This window comes from Amycolatopsis nivea, from assembly GCF_004522235.1.
Lineage (GTDB): Bacteria > Actinomycetota > Actinomycetes > Mycobacteriales > Pseudonocardiaceae > Amycolatopsis > Amycolatopsis nivea.
In genome coordinates, this window is sequence record NZ_SDLT01000007.1 from 196,191 (window position 1) to 213,099 (window position 16,909).

Genomic DNA, 16,909 nt, shown 5'->3' on the forward strand with positions numbered 1-16,909 from the left:
GTACCGACAATTTCTCGAACTTTTGTTCGAGTCAACCCATCCGTGCGCCGAGCGGTCGGTCAGCGCCGGGACACCGGCTCGCCGACACGCATCGTGGGCGCGAGGAAACCGACCGTGACCACGAGGGCGCCGACCACGGCGAGCGTCCAGTGCAGGCCGATCCCGCCGCTCAGGCCGCTGACCAGCACCGGACCGGCGAGGAACCCGAGGTACCCGCACGCCGCGACGGCCGCGATCGCCCGGCCCGGCGCTTCCGGCTGTTTGCGCCCGGCCGCGCTCCACGCGAGCGGCACCATCCCGGACACGCCGAGCCCGACCACGGCGAACCCCACCACCGCGACTACCGGCACAGGAACCGCGACCACCAGCAGGAACCCGGCGACCGTCACCGCCGTAGCGACCCGCATGAACAACACCGCACCGACGCGCTCGACGACCCGGTCGGCCACCGTGCGCACCGCGATCATGGTGATCGAGAACGCGAAGTAGCCCAGCGACGCGACAGCCGCGCTCGCCGTGGTGACCTCCCGGAGGTAGACCGCGCTCCAGTCGTTCACCGTGCCTTCCGCGACGAACCCGCAGAACGCGATCACGCCCAACGGGATCAATGCCTTGCTGGGCAAGGCAAACGCCGCCTCGCCCTGTCCGCGATCAGCACCCGGCAAGAACTGCGTAGCGGCGAAGATCCCGAGCACCAGCAGCACGGCACCAGCACCGGTGAAATGCGCTTCGACCGGCACCCGCCAGACCTCCATCAGCGCCGCGAGACCCGAGCCCGCCAGTCCGCCGATGTTCCAAAACGCGTGGAACCCAGCGAAAATCGGCCGTCCGTAAGCCTCTTCGACGCGCGCGGCGTGCGCGTTCATCGAGACGTCCAGCAGGCTGTTGCCCACTCCGAGCACGACGAGGGCGGCGACGAACAACGGCGCGTCCGGCGCGAAGGCGACGAGCGGCAAACCGCCGCACAAGACCGTGGCCCCGAAAAGAACCCCGCGCCGGCTGCCGATCTTCGTGATCAACGGCCCCGCCGCCAGCAAGGCGACGACCGAACCGGCGGCGAGCCCAAAAAGGCCGATTCCGAGCTCGCCAGCGCTGAGGCCGAGTTTTCCTTGTACCGCGGGAATTCGAGCCGCCCACGAAGCGAATGCCGCACCGCACACCGCGAAAACCACGGAAACCGCGGCACGCGCGCGCTGTGTCTCCCCCATCCATCCCCCTGACACGAGAAAGGGCCACCCGGAGTTTTCCAGGTGGCCCTTCAGATCCTCGTTACTTCGACTTCGTCGCGGTGCTGCTCCGCTTCGCCGGCGCCTTCTTCGCAGTAGTCGACTTCGCCGCCGCCGACTTGGTCGTGGTCGACTTCGTCGCGGTGGACTTCGCCGGTGCCTTGCGCGTGGTCCGCTTCTTCGGAGCCGGGCCCTTCGCGCGCTTCTCCGCCAGCAGCTCGGCGGCGCGCTCCGCGGTGAGTTCCTCGATGCTGTCGGACTTCCGCAGCGTCGCGTTGTACTCGCCGTCGGTCACGTACGGGCCGAAGCGGCCGTCCTTGACCACCATCGGCTTGCCCGACACCGGGTCGTCGCCGAGTTCCTTCAGCGGCGGACGCGCGGTGGCCGACCGGCCGCGCTGCTTCGGCTCCGAATAGATCTTCAGCGCCTCTTCCAGCGTGATCGAGAACAGCTGGTCCTCGGTCTGGATCGACCGCGAGTCCGTGCCCTTCTTCAGGTACGGCCCGTAGCGCCCGTTCTGCGCGGTGATCTCGTCGCCCGACTCCGGGTCCTTGCCCACGACGCGCGGCAGCGAAAGCAGCTTCAGCGCGTCGTCGAGCGTGATCGTCTCGATCGACATCGACTTGAACAGCGAGCCCGTACGCGGCTTCGGCAGCTTCGCCTTCGCGGCCTTCTTCTGCGCCGCCGTTGCGTCCTCAGGCAGCTCCGGCTCAGGCAGCAGCTCCGTGACGTACGGGCCGAAGCGGCCTTCCTTCGCCACGATCTCGTGCCCGCTGACCGGATCGGTGCCCAGCACGCGACCTTCCTGCGGCGTCGCGAAGAGCTTCTCCGCGATCTCCGCCGTCAGCTCGTCCGGCGGCAGGTCTTCGGGCAGGTTCGCGCGCTGCGACTCGCCGTTGACCTCGCGCTCCAGGTACGGCCCGTAGCGGCCGACGCGCACCACGACCTGGTGCCCTTCGGCGTCGCTGAACATCGGGATCGAGTTGATCTCGCGCGCATCGATGCCCTCGACGCTGCCGTCGACCAGCTTCTTCAGCCCGCCGAGCCGGCCGACCGAACCCTCGACGCCGAAGTCGCCGCCGAAGTAGAACTTCGACAGCCATTCGACGCGGTGCTCGTCGCCGCTGGCGATGCGGTCCAGCTCGTCCTCGAGACCGGCGGTGAAGTTGTAGTCCACCAGCCGTTCGAAGTGCCGCTCCAGCAAGCCGATCACCGCGAACGCGACCCACGACGGAACGAGGGCGGAGCCCTTCTTCCAGACGTAGCCGCGGTCCTGGATGGTCTTGATGATCGACGCGTACGTCGACGGGCGGCCGATGCCCAGCTCTTCCAGCTTGCTGACCAGGCTCGGCTCGGAGTAGCGCGCGGGCGGCGACGTGGAGTGGCCGTCCGCGGACAGCTCGGGCGCGGTCAGGCCCTGGTCCTTGACCAGCACCGGAAGCCGGCTCTGCTTGTCGTCGGCCTCGCCGCCGGCCTCGGAGTCGACTGCCTCGACGTACGCCTTCAGGAAGCCGGCGAAGGTGATCGTGCGGCCCGAAGCGGCGAAGGTGCACTCCTCGCCGGTCGTGGCGGTGCCGATGATGCGCACCGACATCGTGGTGCCCTTCGCGTCCGCCATCTGCGACGCGATCGTGCGCTGCCAGATCATCTCGTAGAGCCGGAACTCGTCGGTGTCCAGCTCTTTCGCGACCTGGCCCGGCGTACGGAAGACCTCGCCCGACGGACGGATCGCCTCGTGCGCTTCCTGCGCGTTCTTCACCTTGCGCGTGTACTGGCGCGGCGACGGCGAGACGTACTCCTTGCCGTACAGCTGCGTTGCCTGGCTTCGCGCGGCCGTGATCGCCGACTCCGACAGCGTCGTGGAGTCGGTACGCATATAAGTGATGTAACCGTTCTCGTACAGCTTCTGCGCGACCCGCATCGTGCGCTCGGAGGTGAAGCGCAGCTTGCGGCCCGCCTCCTGCTGCAGCGTCGACGTCATGAACGGCGCGTACGGCTTCCGCGTGTACGGCTTCTCTTCGACGCTCGCGACCTTGAAGTCGCGGTTCTGCAGCCCCTGGGCCAGCGCCCGGGCGTCGGACTCGCCGAGCACGCGGATGTCCGCGGTGTTGCCCTTGAGCTGACCGTTGGAGTCGAAGTCCCGGCCCGTCGCGAGGCGCGCACCGTCGACCGCGATGAGCCGCGAGGGGAACGTACGCGGCGAAGCGTCTTCGCCAGCGTCCATGGTCGCCGAGATGTCCCAGTACGACGCCGAGGTGAAGCGCATCCGCTCGCGCTCGCGCTCCACGACGATCCGCGTCGCCACGGACTGCACGCGGCCCGCCGAGAGCTTCGGCATGACCTTCTTCCACAGCACCGGCGAGACCTCGTAGCCGTAAAGCCGGTCGAGGATGCGGCGGGTTTCCTGCGCGTCGACGAGGTCGGCGTCCAGCTCGCGAGTGGCCGCGGCGGCGGCCTGGATGGCCTGCTCGGTGACCTCGTGGAAGACCATCCGGCGCACCGGGACCTTGGGCTTCAAGGTCTCCAGCAGGTGCCAGGCGATGGCCTCGCCCTCGCGGTCGGGGTCCGTCGCGAGGTAGAGCTCGTCGACGTCCTTCAGCAGCCCCTTCAGCTCGGTGACCTTGGACTTCTTGTCCGGGGTCACGATGTAGAGCGGCTTGAAGTCGTTGTCGATGTCGACGCCGAGCCGGGCCCACGATTCGCCCTTGTACTGCGCGGGGACGTCAGCGGCGCCGCGGGGCAGGTCCCGGATGTGCCCGACGGAGGACTCGACGACGTAGTTGCCGCCGAGATAAGGGGCGATCTTGCGGGCCTTGGTAGGCGACTCGACGATCACCAGCCGCCGTCGATCGGCACCGTTGCCCCCGGCGCCGCTCTTCTTGGTCCGTGTTCCTGCCACGCTGCCCTGCTCTCCACTCATCTCCGCGCCGCCGCAGCGGCGCTCTCACCCCTGCACCAGAGGGGTACTGCGCCCGCGTCTCGACCTGTCAGTGTGCACGTCCCCAGTGTCCGCGCAGCGCCGAGGTGCCCTGACGAGCCGCCGGGCCCTTGCCCGTCGGATCGCCGCTGACCTCGGCGATGTTTCCTTTCCACACCTAGCACGTGATATCGGACACGTGCCGTGCAGGGTAACCGGTCATACCACCGATACCCTCCGTTAGACGGTGGCGGGTCCAAGGACGTCGACGGTTCACTTATTCCTCCCCCCAGCCGAAAGGAACCCACCATGATCCGCCGACTGGTTGGCACCGCGATCGCCATCACGGCGACGTTCGCGCTGGTCACCGCCCCCGAAGCGAGCGCGGCGACCACCACGTTCACCGGTGCCGTGGCGCTGTCCAACTGCTCTGGTTCGGTCGTGAAACCGGCCGCCACGCCGATGGACGCGCCCGCGATGGTGCTCTCGAACGGGCACTGTCTCGAAGACGGCATGCCCGATCCGGGGCAGGTGATCGTCGGGCAGCCTTCGAACCGCTCGTTCGACCTGCTGTCGCCGGACGGGCAGAGCTCGGTGGGCACCGTGACCGCGACCAAGGTCGTCTACGCGACGATGACCGACACCGACATCTCGCTCTACCAGCTGAGCGACACCTACGCCGACATCGAGCAGAAGTACAGCGTGCCGCCGCTCGAACTGGTCAACACCCACCCGCAGGCCGGCACGCCGATCGACGTGGTGTCCGGGTACTGGAAGCAGATCTACTCCTGCTCGATCGACGGTTTCGTGCACGAACTGCACGAGAACAACTGGGTCTGGAAGGACTCGATCCGGTACGTGCCGGGCTGCGCGACCATCGGCGGCACGTCCGGTTCGCCGGTCGTCGACCGCAACACCGGCAAGGTCATCGGCGTGAACAACACGTCCAACGACGACGGCCAGCGCTGCACGCTGAACAACCCGTGCGAGGTCGACGAAGCGGGCAACGTGACCGTGCGGCCGAACTACAAGTACGGCCAGGAGACCTACGGAATCCCGGCCTGCCTGACCCCGGCCAACGAGATCGACCTCAACCAGCAGGGCTGCACCCTGCCGAAACCGTAAGACACGTCCTCGGAAAGGTCCCTCGTCGCTCCGCTGAGCGATGGGGGACCTTTTTCTGCGCGGCTCTACCCCACAGCCTCCAGTAAATACTGTGAAGGGCTCTCCGCCGGAGCACCTCGGCGCGGCTCCCCCGCCGTCCGTTCGCGGCGTTCCCCGGCCGGCGGCAGCTCCGGCCACGCCGCCTCCGCGCCCGCCGGAGGTTCGCCGATCAGCTCCAGCAGACCGGCCAGCCTCCGCCGCCCGCTGACACGCACCGCGGGCTGCTCCGCCTTCGGACCGAGCAACCGGGCCTGGACGCCCAGCGGCGCGAGCACGGCCAGCAGCTCCTCGTGCATTCCTGGGGCCAGCGGATCGACTCCTAGCAAGTAGCCACCAGGTTCGGGACGACCTGCCGCGAGCGCCCACATCCGGAGCATCGCACCGCTCAGCCGGAAGCCGCCGGGCACCGCCTTGCCCGAATCGTCCTCCGCCGGACCGGTGTGTCCCGGCCGCAGCCACTGTTCGGCGAGCCCGAGCAGATCGACCCGGAACGACGTGCGCACCTGCGGACTGCCGCAGTCGGCCACCGCGACCTGCGCGTCCGCACCCCGGCTCCGGCATTCGCGCGCCAGCACCCGAGCCCGCCACGACTCCTCGACCAGCACCGACAGCCGCGCCGCCGTGCGGCCGAACCCGGTGATCTGCCCTTGACAGCACAACAGCCCGGCCAGGTCTGGCAGGCCCGGGCCGGTCGCCTCCGCCGAGAACAGCGAGATCGTCCGATCCACGCCGCGATGATAGAACACAAGTTCGATTAAAGGCGAGCGTCACACCGAGGTTTTTCCCGGGCACACAGTGTTGCCGGTATAGTAATACCAGCATTGGGGGTTCCTTTGTTCGAAGTCGCCGAACGCGTCCGGGTGCGCGCCGAGCTGATCGCCGCGGCCCGCAACGACGCGGACATCGCAGGTGCCGCGCTGGTCGGATCGGCCGCTCGCGGGACCGAGGACCGCTGGTCGGACATCGACCTCGTCCTTCAGCTCGCGGAGAACGCGGACGAACTCGCAGTCGTCGCACGCTGGACTCAGTCGCTCGACGAGAAGTTCGGCGTCGCCGACACCCTCGACGTGACCTCGCGCGAAGGAGTTCGCTACCGGGTCTTTCTCCTCGGCTCCTCGCTCCAGGTCGACTTGTCCTTCTGGCCCCACGAGCTGTTCCGGGCCACGGAGGACGGTTTTCAGCTCGTTTTCGGCCAGGCCAACGAGCCGACCCGCGCCGCGGAACCGGGCAGCGAGCAGGTGATCGGCATGGCCTGGCTGTACGCGCTGCACGCCCGCTCGGCCATCGCCCGCGGACGGACGTGGCAAGCCGTCCTGATGCTCGACGACCTTCGCGACCAGATCATCGCGCTGGAATGCCTGCGGCACGGCTTGAATCCTTGGCACGGGCGCGAAGTCGACCGGCTGCCCGAACCGGTGCTGGCGACGCTGCGAGACGGCCGGGCGGCGTCGGTCAGCTCGGCCGAGCTCGAACGGTCTCGGCAGGCGCTGCTTCAGCACTACCTGTCCGCCGTCGCGCACCATGACGCGGAGCGCGCCGCCGCGCTTCGACGGGCGCTCGATCCTGATCAGCGTGGCGCGGGCGGGACGACCAGCTGCTGACAGCCCGCCGCGCGCTTGCCCGCCGCGGACAGGGCTGGCGTCGCGTCCAAGCCCTTGAGGACGTCGAGCCGGGAAATCTGGTCGATAGCCGATTTGGCGTCGTCCAGCGCCGCTTTCACCGCGGCCGGATTGTCGGCCGCGTCGAGTTTGCCGCGCACCTCGTTCGCCTGCTGCCGCACCGAAGCGAACTGGCCGAGCAAAGCCGTGCGCGCCGGTTCACCGCCGGGCAGCGGCGCGGGACCGACCCGGTGCAACCCGGACACGGTCTGGTCGATGCCGCGGGCGACCGACGCCAGAAGATCGCTCGACGTGCGAGTGGCCTGCGCTGACGAACTCGGATCGATCGAAGGAAGATTCGCCAGCGCACGAACCAGGTGCGTGACCGCCCCGCAGTATCCGTCGGCCCATTTCGCGGCCGGATCGGACTGGCCCGCGGTTTCCGAGTGCCCGCCGGACACGACCTGCTCGGTCGGCGGCGGCGGTTGCCCGCAGCCCGTGAGCCCTATCCCGATTCCTGTTGCCAGCGCGGCTAAACCGGTCCACCGCGGCCGCACCCGCACCACTCCTGTCCGTCGAGATCCGTGTCCTCCGCACGGTACCGACCCGTCAGTAGTCCGCAACTCGCCCCGGGGAGCGGACGCGAACGGGCCCGGCACGCACGAGGCGTACCGGGCCCGAATGGAGCAATGCGTCAGGCTTTCGCCTCCGCCGGAGTCTCCGACATGACGCTGCCGCGCCGCTTGGACACGACGATCGCCGCGACGATCACCGCGACCGCGACGACCGCGATCACGATCCGCCACGTGGTGTCCGCGCCGCCGCCGAGCGTCAGCGTGACCACCGCGGGCGCGATCAGCACCGAGACCAGGTTCATGACCTTGATCAGCGGGTTGATCGCGGGACCGGCGGTGTCCTTGAACGGGTCGCCGACGGTGTCGCCGATGATCGTCGCCTCGTGCGCGTCGGAACCCTTGCCGCCGTGGTTGCCGTCCTCGACGAGCTTCTTGGCGTTGTCCCAGGCACCACCGGAGTTGGCGAGGAAGATCGCCATCAGCGTGCCGGTCGCGATCGCGCCGGCCAGGTACCCGGCGAGCGCACCGGTGCCGAGACCGAAACCGACCGCGATCGGCGCGAAGACGGCCAGCAGACCCGGCGTCGCCAGTTCCCGCAGCGAATCGCGGGTGACGATGTCGACGACCCGGCCGTACTCGGGCCGCGTGGTGCCCTCCATGATCCCGGGGATGTCGCGGAACTGGCGGCGCACCTCGTACACCACCGCGCCGGCGGCACGCGAAACCGCGTTGACCGCGAGACCGGAGAAGAGGAACACGACCGCCGCGCCGACGATCACGCCGACCAGCGTGTTCGGGCTGACCACCTGGTTGACGAACGAGGACACCGCGGTGACCGCGCCCTCGCCGCGTTCGGCCACGGTTTTCGCGATCGCGTCCGAATAGGACCCGAACAGCGCAGTCGCCGCCAGCACCGCGGTGGCGATCGCGATGCCCTTGGTGATGGCCTTGGTGGTGTTGCCGACCGCGTCCAGTTCGGTGAGGATCTGCGCGGCCTTCTCGTCGACGTCGCCGGACATCTCGGCGATGCCCTGCGCGTTGTCCGAGACCGGGCCGAAGGTGTCCATCGCGACGATGACGCCGACGGTGGTCAGCAGGCCGGTGCCGGCCAGCGCCACCGCGAACAGCGCGACGCCGCCGCCGAGCAGGTAAGCGCCGAACACGGCCGCGCCGATCACCAGCGCGGTGTACACGGCGGACTCGAACCCGACCGAGATACCGGACAGGATCACCGTCGCCGCACCGGTTTCCGACGTCTTGCCGACGTCCTGCACCGGCTTGTGCTCGGTGCCGGTGTAGTAGCCGGTGATGCGCAGGATCAGCGCGGCGAGCACGATGCCGATGATCACCGAGACCGTCGCGATCACCGCGGGGTTGCCGGTGTTGTGCGCGTAGCCCTCGCCGAATTCGGCGAAGCTGTTCGGCAGGTACACGAACGCCGCGATCGCCGACAGCACCGCGGAAATGACCGCGGAGATGTAGAACGAGCGGTTGATCGTGACCAGGCCGCCCTCGCCTGCGCGCGCCTTGGTGATGTAGACGCCGATCACCGCGGTGATCACGCCGATGGCGGGCACGATCAGCGGGAAGATCAGGCCGGACGCGCCGAACGCGGAGCTGCCGAGGATCAGCGCGGCGACGAGCATCACCGCGTAGGACTCGAAGAGGTCCGCGGCCATGCCCGCGCAGTCGCCGACGTTGTCGCCCACGTTGTCGGCGATCGTCGCGGCGTTGCGCGGGTCGTCCTCGGGGATACCCTGCTCGACCTTGCCGACCAGGTCGGCGCCGACGTCGGCGGCCTTGGTGAAGATGCCGCCGCCGACCCGCATGAACATGGCGATCAGCGCCGCGCCGAAACCGAAGCCCTCCAACACCTTCGGTGCCTGGCCGGTGTAGACGAGCACCACGACGGCCGCGCCGAAGAGGCCGAGCCCGACGGTGATCATGCCGACCACGCCGCCGGTGCGGAACGCCACGCGCATCGCCTTCTCGCGCCCGCCCTCCTCGCGCGACGCGGCGGCCACGCGCAGGTTCGCCTGCGTGGCCAGCCACATGCCGAGGTAGCCGATGGTGAACGAGAACGCCGCCCCGACGAGGAAGAAGATCGACCGGCCGATCCGTTCGCTCCAGTCGTCCGCGGGAAGCGCGAACAGGAGCAGGAACACGATCACGCCGAAGATGGCGAGGGTGTTGCGCTGCCGCTTCAGGTATGCGGCCGCACCTTCCTGCACTGCCTTGGCGATGTCCTGCATCTTGGCGGTGCCCTGGCCCGCGGCCAGCACCTCCTTGAGCAGTACGTAACCGATGGCCAGTGCGACAAGGGCGACCACGGCGACCACACCGACGATGGTGTAGCCACCCCCGGAGAGCGTGATACCGCCCTCCGCGAGGAACTGCCGGGACATTCGTCCTCCTGGGAACGCCGTTTGGCCAGCGCGGGCCCGTCGTACCCGGCGCGCCTGCGCTGGCGTGGATCTGTGCCGAAGGACACGCTAGCCGTGCAAGCAATGCACGTCTCACATGACGCTCGCCACAGTGGGTGTGGATCGAGGGAGTGTATTGGTAGTGATCTGCGCGTCCGCAATGCGTCCCGGCGACAGCACGTTCGGTAACCTTGTGCGATTGGTCACTGGATCGATCTCGGCCAGGTTTTGTCGGTGCCCTGTGCGAAGCTTCGGCACGTGGTGGGAGAGCGAGGACGGAGGCTGCTGGACCGGGTCACGGCAGGGATCCCGGCGCACGAGAGTCCGGTGACGCACGTGTCCCGGCTGCCGGAACGCGCGGCCCGGCACGAGCCGTGGCCGGAGTGGGCGGAGCCGTCGGCGGTGGCCGCGTTCCGCGCGGCCGGAGTCGAAAAACCGTGGCGGCACCAGGTCGAGGCCGCTTCGCTGGCGCATGCTGGCACGCACGTCGTGGTGTCGACTGGAACCGCGTCGGGGAAGTCGCTGGCGTATCAGCTGCCGGTGCTCAGCGCATTGGCGACGGACGCGCGGGCGACCGCGCTGTACCTCTCGCCGACGAAGGCCCTCGGCGCTGATCAGCTGCGCGCGGTGTCCTCTTTGGACGTCGCGGGCGTACGCGCGGCGGCGTTCGACGGGGACACCCCGATGACAGAGCGCGACTGGGTCCGCGCACACGCGAACTGGGTGTTCAGCAACCCCGACATGCTGCACCGCGGCATCCTTTCGGCGCACTCCCGATGGACGCAGTTCTTCCGCCGGTTGCGGTACGTCGTGGTCGACGAATGCCACAGTTATCGCGGCGTCTTCGGCTCGCACGTCGCGCTGTTGCTGCGCCGCCTGCGCCGGGTGGCGGAGCACTACGGCGCTTCCCCGGTGTTCGTGCTGGCTTCGGCGACCACTGCTTCGCCAGCCTCCTTCGCCACTCGGCTCACCGGTGTGGAGTGCACCGCGGTCACCGATGACGCGTCGCCGCGTGGTGCGCGGACGGTCGCGTTGTGGGAGCCGCCGTTGCTCGACGAACTGACCGGAGAGAACGGCGCGCCCGTCCGCCGTCCGGCTGGCGTCGAGACCGCGCGGATTCTCACCGAACTGGTCGTCGAAGGCGCTCGGTCGCTGGCGTTCGTCCGCTCCCGCCGCGGTGCTGAGCTGACCGCGCTGGGAGCACGCCGTCTTCTGTCCGAAGTGGACCCTCGGTTGGCGGATACCGTTGCCGCGTACCGATCCGGCTATCTTCCTGAAGAGCGGCGCGCCTTGGAGCAAGCCCTGCTTTCGGGTCGACTGCTGGGTGTCGCGACCACGAACGCTTTGGAGCTGGGCGTCGACATCGCCGGCCTGGACGCTGTGGTTCTGGCTGGTTATCCCGGCACTCTCGCGTCGTTCTGGCAGCAATCCGGCCGCGCCGGACGTTCGGGCGACGAAGCGCTCGTGGTGTTCGTCGCCCGAGACGATCCGCTCGACACCTACCTGGTGCACCACCCGGCCGCGTTGCTGGAACGCCCGGTGGAAACCGCGGTCCTGGACCCGACGAACCCTTACGTATTGGGCCCGCAACTCGCGTGCGCCGTCGCGGAGCTGCCGCTCACCGAACCGGAGCTGGAAACCTTCGGCGGCGAGGCCGCCCGCGCGGTGCTGGCGGATCTGGCCGAGGAGAAACTGCTGCGCCGCCGTTCCAGCGGCTGGTACTGGACTTCCCGCGACCGCCCGCACGGGGAGGTCGGCATCCGCGGCTCAGGCGGCGACCAGATCGCAGTGGTGGAAGCGGACTCCGGCCGAATGCTGGGCACCGTCGATCCCGGGTCGGCTTGCTACTCCGTTCATCCCGGGGCGGTGTATCTGCATCAGGGGTCGTCGTATGTCGTCGATGAGCTGGACCTTGAGACGGGCTTGGCGCTGGTGCACGCGGAGGACCCGGACTGGACGACTTCGCCGCGCGAGATCGTGGACATCTCGGTGCTGTCGACCGAAGAACAGTGCCGCCACGGCGGAGTGACGGTGTGCCTGGGCGAGGTCGCGGTGATGTCGCAGGTGGTGGGGTATTTGCGGAGGCGGCCGTCGGGCGAGGTGCTGGACCACACGCCGCTCGACCTGCCAGAACAGAGCCTGCACACGAGAGCGGTTTGGTACACGGTTTCCGGTGAGCTGCTGGAGTCTCCGGGTGGGGGCGGTGGCGGCGAAACTGCTGCTGGGTCGCCGGGGGCCGACGGCACGACGCCAGCTGCCGGGCATTCCGGCGGCACGGATGCGTTGTCGGCGAGCGGCCAGACGACGGGGGCCGGGAGTGCGTCGCCAGCCGCCGGGGGAATTGGCAGTACCGCTGCGGGGGCAGTGGACCGTCATGCGGCTGGAAAGCCGGTGGGGACCGGGGGTGCCTCGTCGGTTGTCGGGGTAACCGGCGAAGTTTCGGGCGATCCGGCGGATGGGCGGGGGCCTGGTGCCGGGGTCGAGATCGGTGGTGCGGTGGGACCGGCGGGGACCGGGGGTGCTGGCAGAGCACCGGGGGGCGCCGGGTTGATTCCGGCGCGCGTCCCCGGTGCCCTGCATGCCGCCGAGCACGCGGCGATCGGCCTGCTACCGCTGTTCGCTACGTGCGACCGCTGGGACATCGGCGGGGTGTCTACCGCGTGGCACGAGGACACCGGGGAGGCGACGGTGTTCGTGCACGATGGGCATCCCGGGGGTGCGGGGTTTGCCGACCGCGGTTATGCCGCGATTGTCCCGTGGCTGGCCGCTACGCGGGAGGCGATCGTCTCCTGCGAGTGCCCGACGGGCTGCCCGTCCTGCGTCCAGTCGCCGAAGTGCGGGAACGGCAACGATCCGCTGGACAAGGCAGGGGCGGTGGCCGTACTGGGAGCCGTGCTCGGGGCGTTGCGTCAGCACGGGGAACAGTGCGGCCACGGTGGAGCGTGAAAACTTTCTTCGGTTGTCGCGTGCTGCCTGCCGGGGTGGAACCGGAAATCAGGCGGCGGTGCTCTCGACCAGCATCGAGGCGTGCTCGTCGGCGAGGGCGCGGACCAGCACGTCCTGCACCTCGGCGGCCGGCGGCAGCTGCCAGCCGCACACCTCGGGCTTCACGCGCCAGTGCACGACGCCGTGCTGGAACGGCGACGGCGGCAGCGGGATGTAGCTGTCCTTGCCGTGCCACTGCACGGAAATCTGCTCGGCGATTTCGGCGGGCAGGTGCTCGGAGGGCTGGGTGAGAAACAGCCACCGGCCGTTCGGCATCGCGACGATCGGGGCCGGGTGCCCGATGGAACGCAGCAGCCGGGCGGCGCGCTTGCCCAGTTCCTGGTCCACCTCGACCGCGTCGAGCACGGTGCCGGTCGCCACGAGCAGGCTGTGCGTGCGGTCGCTGAACCAGCTGGCGACCTCGTGGGCGTGCGAACCGACCAGCTCACGCCAGTCGTCGCGCACCGGCACCGGCCGGCGCCAGGTCAGGTCGTCCCCCTCCGCGGTGATCGGCTCCGGGGTCGCCCCCGGAAGCACCGGCCAGCCGCGCCAAGCGAGGCCGATCGCCTCCGCACGCAATTCGATGCGGAAGGCGTTCCGCCAGCTGTCCGGCCAATTCGCGTCCAACATTGCTTTCCTGCCTTCGAGGTCCGGTTTTCGCGCCGTCCGGGTCGGGGCCGTGGTGGCGCACGTCTCACTAAACGGCAAGTTGCACATTGCGGGGAAGACTCCGCGCGACAACCGGCCGTTACCGAGCGATGAACGCCCAGTAGCCCACTGTCCGGCCGATAACAAGGTGCCGATCACCGGCCGCTGACCCCGCCGTCCAGCCCGCGAGAACGGGCCCACCACGGGATTCGACACTTTCCCGCCTTTTCGCACGCATACTGAGGCATACCCTTGGACCACCCGCTGACCTGCGGGTTTGACCGTTCGGCGTGCGCCAGCGACCGCTGCTCGTGTTCTTCGCCACTCGTCGCCGGTGCCGGAAAGGTCCGGACGAACCGGGGGTTCCGGCGACTGGTCACCGGTCCGGCTCGTCGCCGATGAACGGTTCCGGCGCGCCGCGGAGGACGGTGCGCGGTGACGGGGTTGGCGAGATGCGTGGAGGCGGGTGGCAGGTTGCAACTCCCTTCGGTGGGGTCGGGCGAGGTCGGCCTCGGTGGCAAACCACGCGTTGGACTGGGGCGGGCGAACTGGGCCGGGGTGGATCGCTGAGGCAGTCCTCGGCCCGAGCAATCGAGGGAAAGCGCGGGTGGTCGCGCGGCAGCTCCGCCGAGCGCGACGAGCCAGAGGCCCCTCACGGAGCACGAACACCGGACCGGGCCGCGCGTCGCTGCCTCCCAGCACCGCTACCGGGCCAGCACCGGTAGCGCGCAAGCGTCGCTGCCTGTCAGGTCCGCCACCGGGCCAGCGCTGGTGCCGCGCAAGCAGCGGGCACGGGTGCTCGACCAGACCCACGCGCCGCTCCCGCTGAACACGGCTGCCGGGCCAGCGCCGGTGCCCGCACACGTGGGTCCGTTGCGGAGCATGGCTGCCGACCAGCCCGCGCGTCGCTCCCGCTGAACGCGGCTGCCGGGCTAGCGCCGGTGTCCGCATACGTAGGTCCGTTGCGGAGCATGGCTGCCGACCGGGCCGGAGATCGCTGCCGACGCGGCTGCCGGGGTCGGTGGGAACCCCCGGCTAGGGAGGCAGGTCCACCGGACCGGCGCGGGATTTTGCGGTGGGGGGTGGCAGGCCGGGGATGGGGGTGGTCCTGGAGCGGACTTCGATGAAGGCGTCGCGGTTGTGCCAGCGGCAACTGGTCAGTACTGCGCGTTCGTGGTCGGCTACCTCCTTGGCTCGGGCGCAGGCGACGGTCGGGCCGGCGGCGGCGTGGGCTGCTGCGGCCAGTGCGCCGAGGTCGGCGGCGGCTTCGGTGCGGTGGCGGGTGGTGATGGCTGCGGCTAGCCACCACACCAGGACTGTCACGGCGATCAGGGTGGCGGCGGCTAGGGCCGTCCAGATCGTGGCTACGCCTGCGTCCGCTGGTTGTTTTTGGGTCATGAGGCTGAGGTCGGTTCGATGATGGCGTAGGCGGTTGCGCTCAGGTGGAGAGCGGACAGGGCGTCGGTGGTTACTTCGGCGGTGAGGCCGTCGCCGGTGCGGTGGATGGTGAGGTGTGCGCCGTGCGGGGCAATGGTTTGGACCACTGCGTCGGCGGCTCCTGGCTGTCCGGCCGCGGTCAGGCGGGCGGCTTCGCGGGCGGCGTCCAGGCATCGGAGGTGACCGGCGATCGCGCTGGTGCCCGCTAGCAGGATCGCCAGCACGGCGGTCAGCGCGCCCAGCGACAGAGCGGCTTCTACCGTGACGAATCCGCCGTCCCGGCGACGGCTGGCCATCAGGTGGCCACCGTCAGGGCTTTGTGCACCAGGCCGGCTAACGTCGCGGAGACGGAGTCTCCGCTGAGCAGCACGTAGAGCGCCACGGCGAACGCTGCCGCGGCTACCGTGCCGATGGCGTATTCGGCGGTGGTGGTGCCCTCGTCTCCGGGCAAGAACCACATGGTCGGATTCCCTTTCTGTCGTGGACGGGTTCACAGCAGGCCGCCGATTCGCCCGGCAAGGCCGAGCACTACCGGCAGCACGCCGAGGGCGAAGAACGCGGGCAGGAAGCACAACCCGACCGGCAGGGCCAGGGCGACTCCGGCGCGTTCGGCGCGTTCTTCGGCCTCGACGCCCAGTCCGTCGCGGATGCGGCGGGCCAGGTCGTCCGCGGTCGAGGCGAGGGCCGCCCCGGACCGCGCGGTTCGGGTGGCTGCGACTGCCAGCTCGGCGAAGCCCGTTCGGGCTCGGAGCGGGGCCCAGGCTGGGGTCGGGTCTGCGCCTAGAGCCAGCAGGTTTGCTGTTGCGTGCAGGGCGGTTTCGGTGGCCGGTGGTGCGCCGGGTGCTACGGCTTCCAGGGCGGTCGGGACTGGCATTCCGGCGCGCAGGCAGGCGGCGAGCATGTCCAGGACTGACGCGGAACGGAGTCGTTCCGAGACGTCGTCTGGGTTTTCGGGGTGGCGGGATCGGCGCAGGAGCCACCATGAGCCAGCACCGGCGGCTAGTCCTACCGGGATTCCGGCGAGGACGGTGGCGGATACACCGCAGACGATTGCGGCGGCGGGGTGCCAAACCTCTGGTCGTGGGGCGCGGCGTGGACGGTTGGGCCGGGCTAGGTGTCGTGGCTGCGCGGTGGTTGGCCAGAGCAGCAGCGCGGTGGCGGCGAGGGCGAGGCTCAGGGCGGTCATGGCGCGGACCTGCGGTTGGTGAGGGCTCTGGACCAGGCGGTGCCTGCCCATAGCAGGGCTGCGCCTGCAACCAGAAACGCTTGTCCGATAAGGGTTTCTGTGAGGACGGCGAGCGGGTTGGCACCGACGAGCTGGCCCATTGCCAGGCAGCCGACGGGTAGCACGGTCAGGACTATCGCGCTCATGCGTGGGCCGGCCATCTTTGCGCGCAGGCGGCGGGCGAAGGCGACTTCGGCGTCGACGTCTCGGCGGGCGGCTTTCAGGGCGTCGGCGATGGGCAGGCCGTGGCGGCGGGCGAGGTTCCAGGATTGGGCGACGGCGGGGAGTGCGGGCGAATCCAAGGCTCCGTCTAGGCGGGCGGCGGTGGCGAGGTTGTGGAGTTCTCCGGCTAGTTCCGGGACTGCGTCCGCCGCTGCTTCGGCGGCGGTTACCGGGTGGGCACCGGCGCGGAGTTCGGAGACCATCGTGCGGAGGACTGTCGCGGTGCGTTCAGCGCGGGTCAGGGTTTCGGTGGTTTCCCTTCTGCTGCGCCATTCCTGACGGACGGCGAGGGTGAGCAGGGCGGTGGCTATCGCGGCGCCGATTCCGCCCAGCGGCAGGGCGACGGCGGCGGGGGCCAGCCAGAGTGCCTGCCGGGGTGGGACGGGAAAGCGGAGGTGGCGGCGGGGCGTCGGAAGAAGGCGGTTGGGGGTGGTTGGCCAGCACAGGATTCCGGTGCCTGCGCAGAGGAACGGCCATGCGGAGATCAAC

General features: G+C 69.6%; 14 protein-coding genes. 3 read left to right on the plus strand and 11 right to left on the minus strand.

What is annotated here, in order from left to right:
* Window positions 1–59: 59 nt before the first annotated feature.
* Both EIZ44_RS11085 and topA read right to left on the minus strand, forming a co-directional pair.
* Complete coding sequence (locus EIZ44_RS11085; RefSeq protein ID WP_167754085.1) at window positions 60–1,208, minus strand: MFS transporter; 1,149 nt, start codon at window positions 1,206–1,208, stop codon at window positions 60–62.
* 61 nt (window positions 1,209–1,269) lie between these two features.
* Complete coding sequence (gene topA, locus EIZ44_RS11090) at window positions 1,270–4,146, minus strand: type I DNA topoisomerase (protein WP_200864158.1); 2,877 nt, start codon at window positions 4,144–4,146, stop codon at window positions 1,270–1,272.
* A 306-nt stretch (window positions 4,147–4,452) separates the two neighbouring features.
* Between topA and EIZ44_RS11095 the strand changes: the two genes are divergently transcribed.
* Window positions 4,453–5,268, plus strand: a complete 816-nt coding sequence (locus tag EIZ44_RS11095) for a S1 family peptidase (RefSeq protein ID WP_037808335.1) — start codon at window positions 4,453–4,455, stop codon at window positions 5,266–5,268.
* A gap of 65 nt (window positions 5,269–5,333) precedes the next feature.
* Here EIZ44_RS11095 and EIZ44_RS11100 read toward each other — a convergent pair whose 3' ends face one another.
* On the minus strand, window positions 5,334–6,035 hold the full coding sequence (locus tag EIZ44_RS11100; protein WP_134728497.1) for a hypothetical protein: 702 nt from the start codon (window positions 6,033–6,035) through the stop codon (window positions 5,334–5,336).
* Between the two features lie 93 nt (window positions 6,036–6,128).
* On the opposite strand from EIZ44_RS11100, the gene EIZ44_RS11105 reads away from it, so the two are divergent.
* Window positions 6,129–6,908 (plus strand): nucleotidyltransferase domain-containing protein, encoded by a 780-nt coding sequence (locus tag EIZ44_RS11105; protein WP_240691269.1) that lies wholly within the window; start codon window positions 6,129–6,131, stop codon window positions 6,906–6,908.
* On the opposite strand, the gene EIZ44_RS11110 is transcribed toward EIZ44_RS11105, so the two are convergent.
* Window positions 6,875–7,462, minus strand: a complete 588-nt coding sequence (locus EIZ44_RS11110; protein ID WP_037808339.1) for a hypothetical protein — start codon at window positions 7,460–7,462, stop codon at window positions 6,875–6,877. The genes EIZ44_RS11105 and EIZ44_RS11110 overlap by 34 nt on opposite strands.
* Window positions 7,463–7,599: 137 nt before the next feature.
* Window positions 7,600–9,885, minus strand: coding sequence for a sodium-translocating pyrophosphatase (locus tag EIZ44_RS11115; RefSeq protein WP_037808341.1), 2,286 nt, complete (start codon window positions 9,883–9,885; stop codon window positions 7,600–7,602).
* 276 nt (window positions 9,886–10,161) lie between these two features.
* On the opposite strand from EIZ44_RS11115, the gene EIZ44_RS11120 reads away from it, so the two are divergent.
* Window positions 10,162–12,849: a DEAD/DEAH box helicase gene (locus EIZ44_RS11120; protein ID WP_167754086.1), complete on the plus strand. Its 2,688-nt coding sequence runs from the start codon at window positions 10,162–10,164 to the stop codon at window positions 12,847–12,849.
* Window positions 12,850–12,897: 48 nt separating this feature from the next.
* Here EIZ44_RS11120 and EIZ44_RS11125 read toward each other — a convergent pair whose 3' ends face one another.
* The 6 genes from EIZ44_RS11125 to EIZ44_RS11150 form a co-directional block, all read right to left on the minus strand.
* Window positions 12,898–13,518, minus strand: a complete 621-nt coding sequence (locus EIZ44_RS11125; protein WP_037808345.1) for a bifunctional DNA primase/polymerase — start codon at window positions 13,516–13,518, stop codon at window positions 12,898–12,900.
* 1,053 nt (window positions 13,519–14,571) lie between these two features.
* Complete coding sequence (locus tag EIZ44_RS11130; protein WP_134728500.1) at window positions 14,572–14,934, minus strand: Rv3654c family TadE-like protein; 363 nt, start codon at window positions 14,932–14,934, stop codon at window positions 14,572–14,574.
* On the minus strand, window positions 14,931–15,269 hold the full coding sequence (locus tag EIZ44_RS11135; protein ID WP_134662025.1) for a TadE family type IV pilus minor pilin: 339 nt from the start codon (window positions 15,267–15,269) through the stop codon (window positions 14,931–14,933). Before EIZ44_RS11135 ends, EIZ44_RS11130 begins: the two co-directional genes overlap by 4 nt.
* Window positions 15,269–15,433 (minus strand): DUF4244 domain-containing protein, encoded by a 165-nt coding sequence (locus EIZ44_RS11140; protein ID WP_078561018.1) that lies wholly within the window; start codon window positions 15,431–15,433, stop codon window positions 15,269–15,271. Before EIZ44_RS11140 ends, EIZ44_RS11135 begins: the two co-directional genes overlap by 1 nt.
* Before the next feature lie 30 nt (window positions 15,434–15,463).
* Window positions 15,464–15,874: a type II secretion system F family protein gene (locus EIZ44_RS46250; RefSeq protein ID WP_439098591.1), complete on the minus strand. Its 411-nt coding sequence runs from the start codon at window positions 15,872–15,874 to the stop codon at window positions 15,464–15,466.
* A gap of 281 nt (window positions 15,875–16,155) precedes the next feature.
* Window positions 16,156–16,908, minus strand: coding sequence for a type II secretion system F family protein (locus tag EIZ44_RS11150; protein ID WP_134728502.1), 753 nt, complete (start codon window positions 16,906–16,908; stop codon window positions 16,156–16,158).
* Between the last annotated feature and the right edge of the window lies 1 nt (window position 16,909).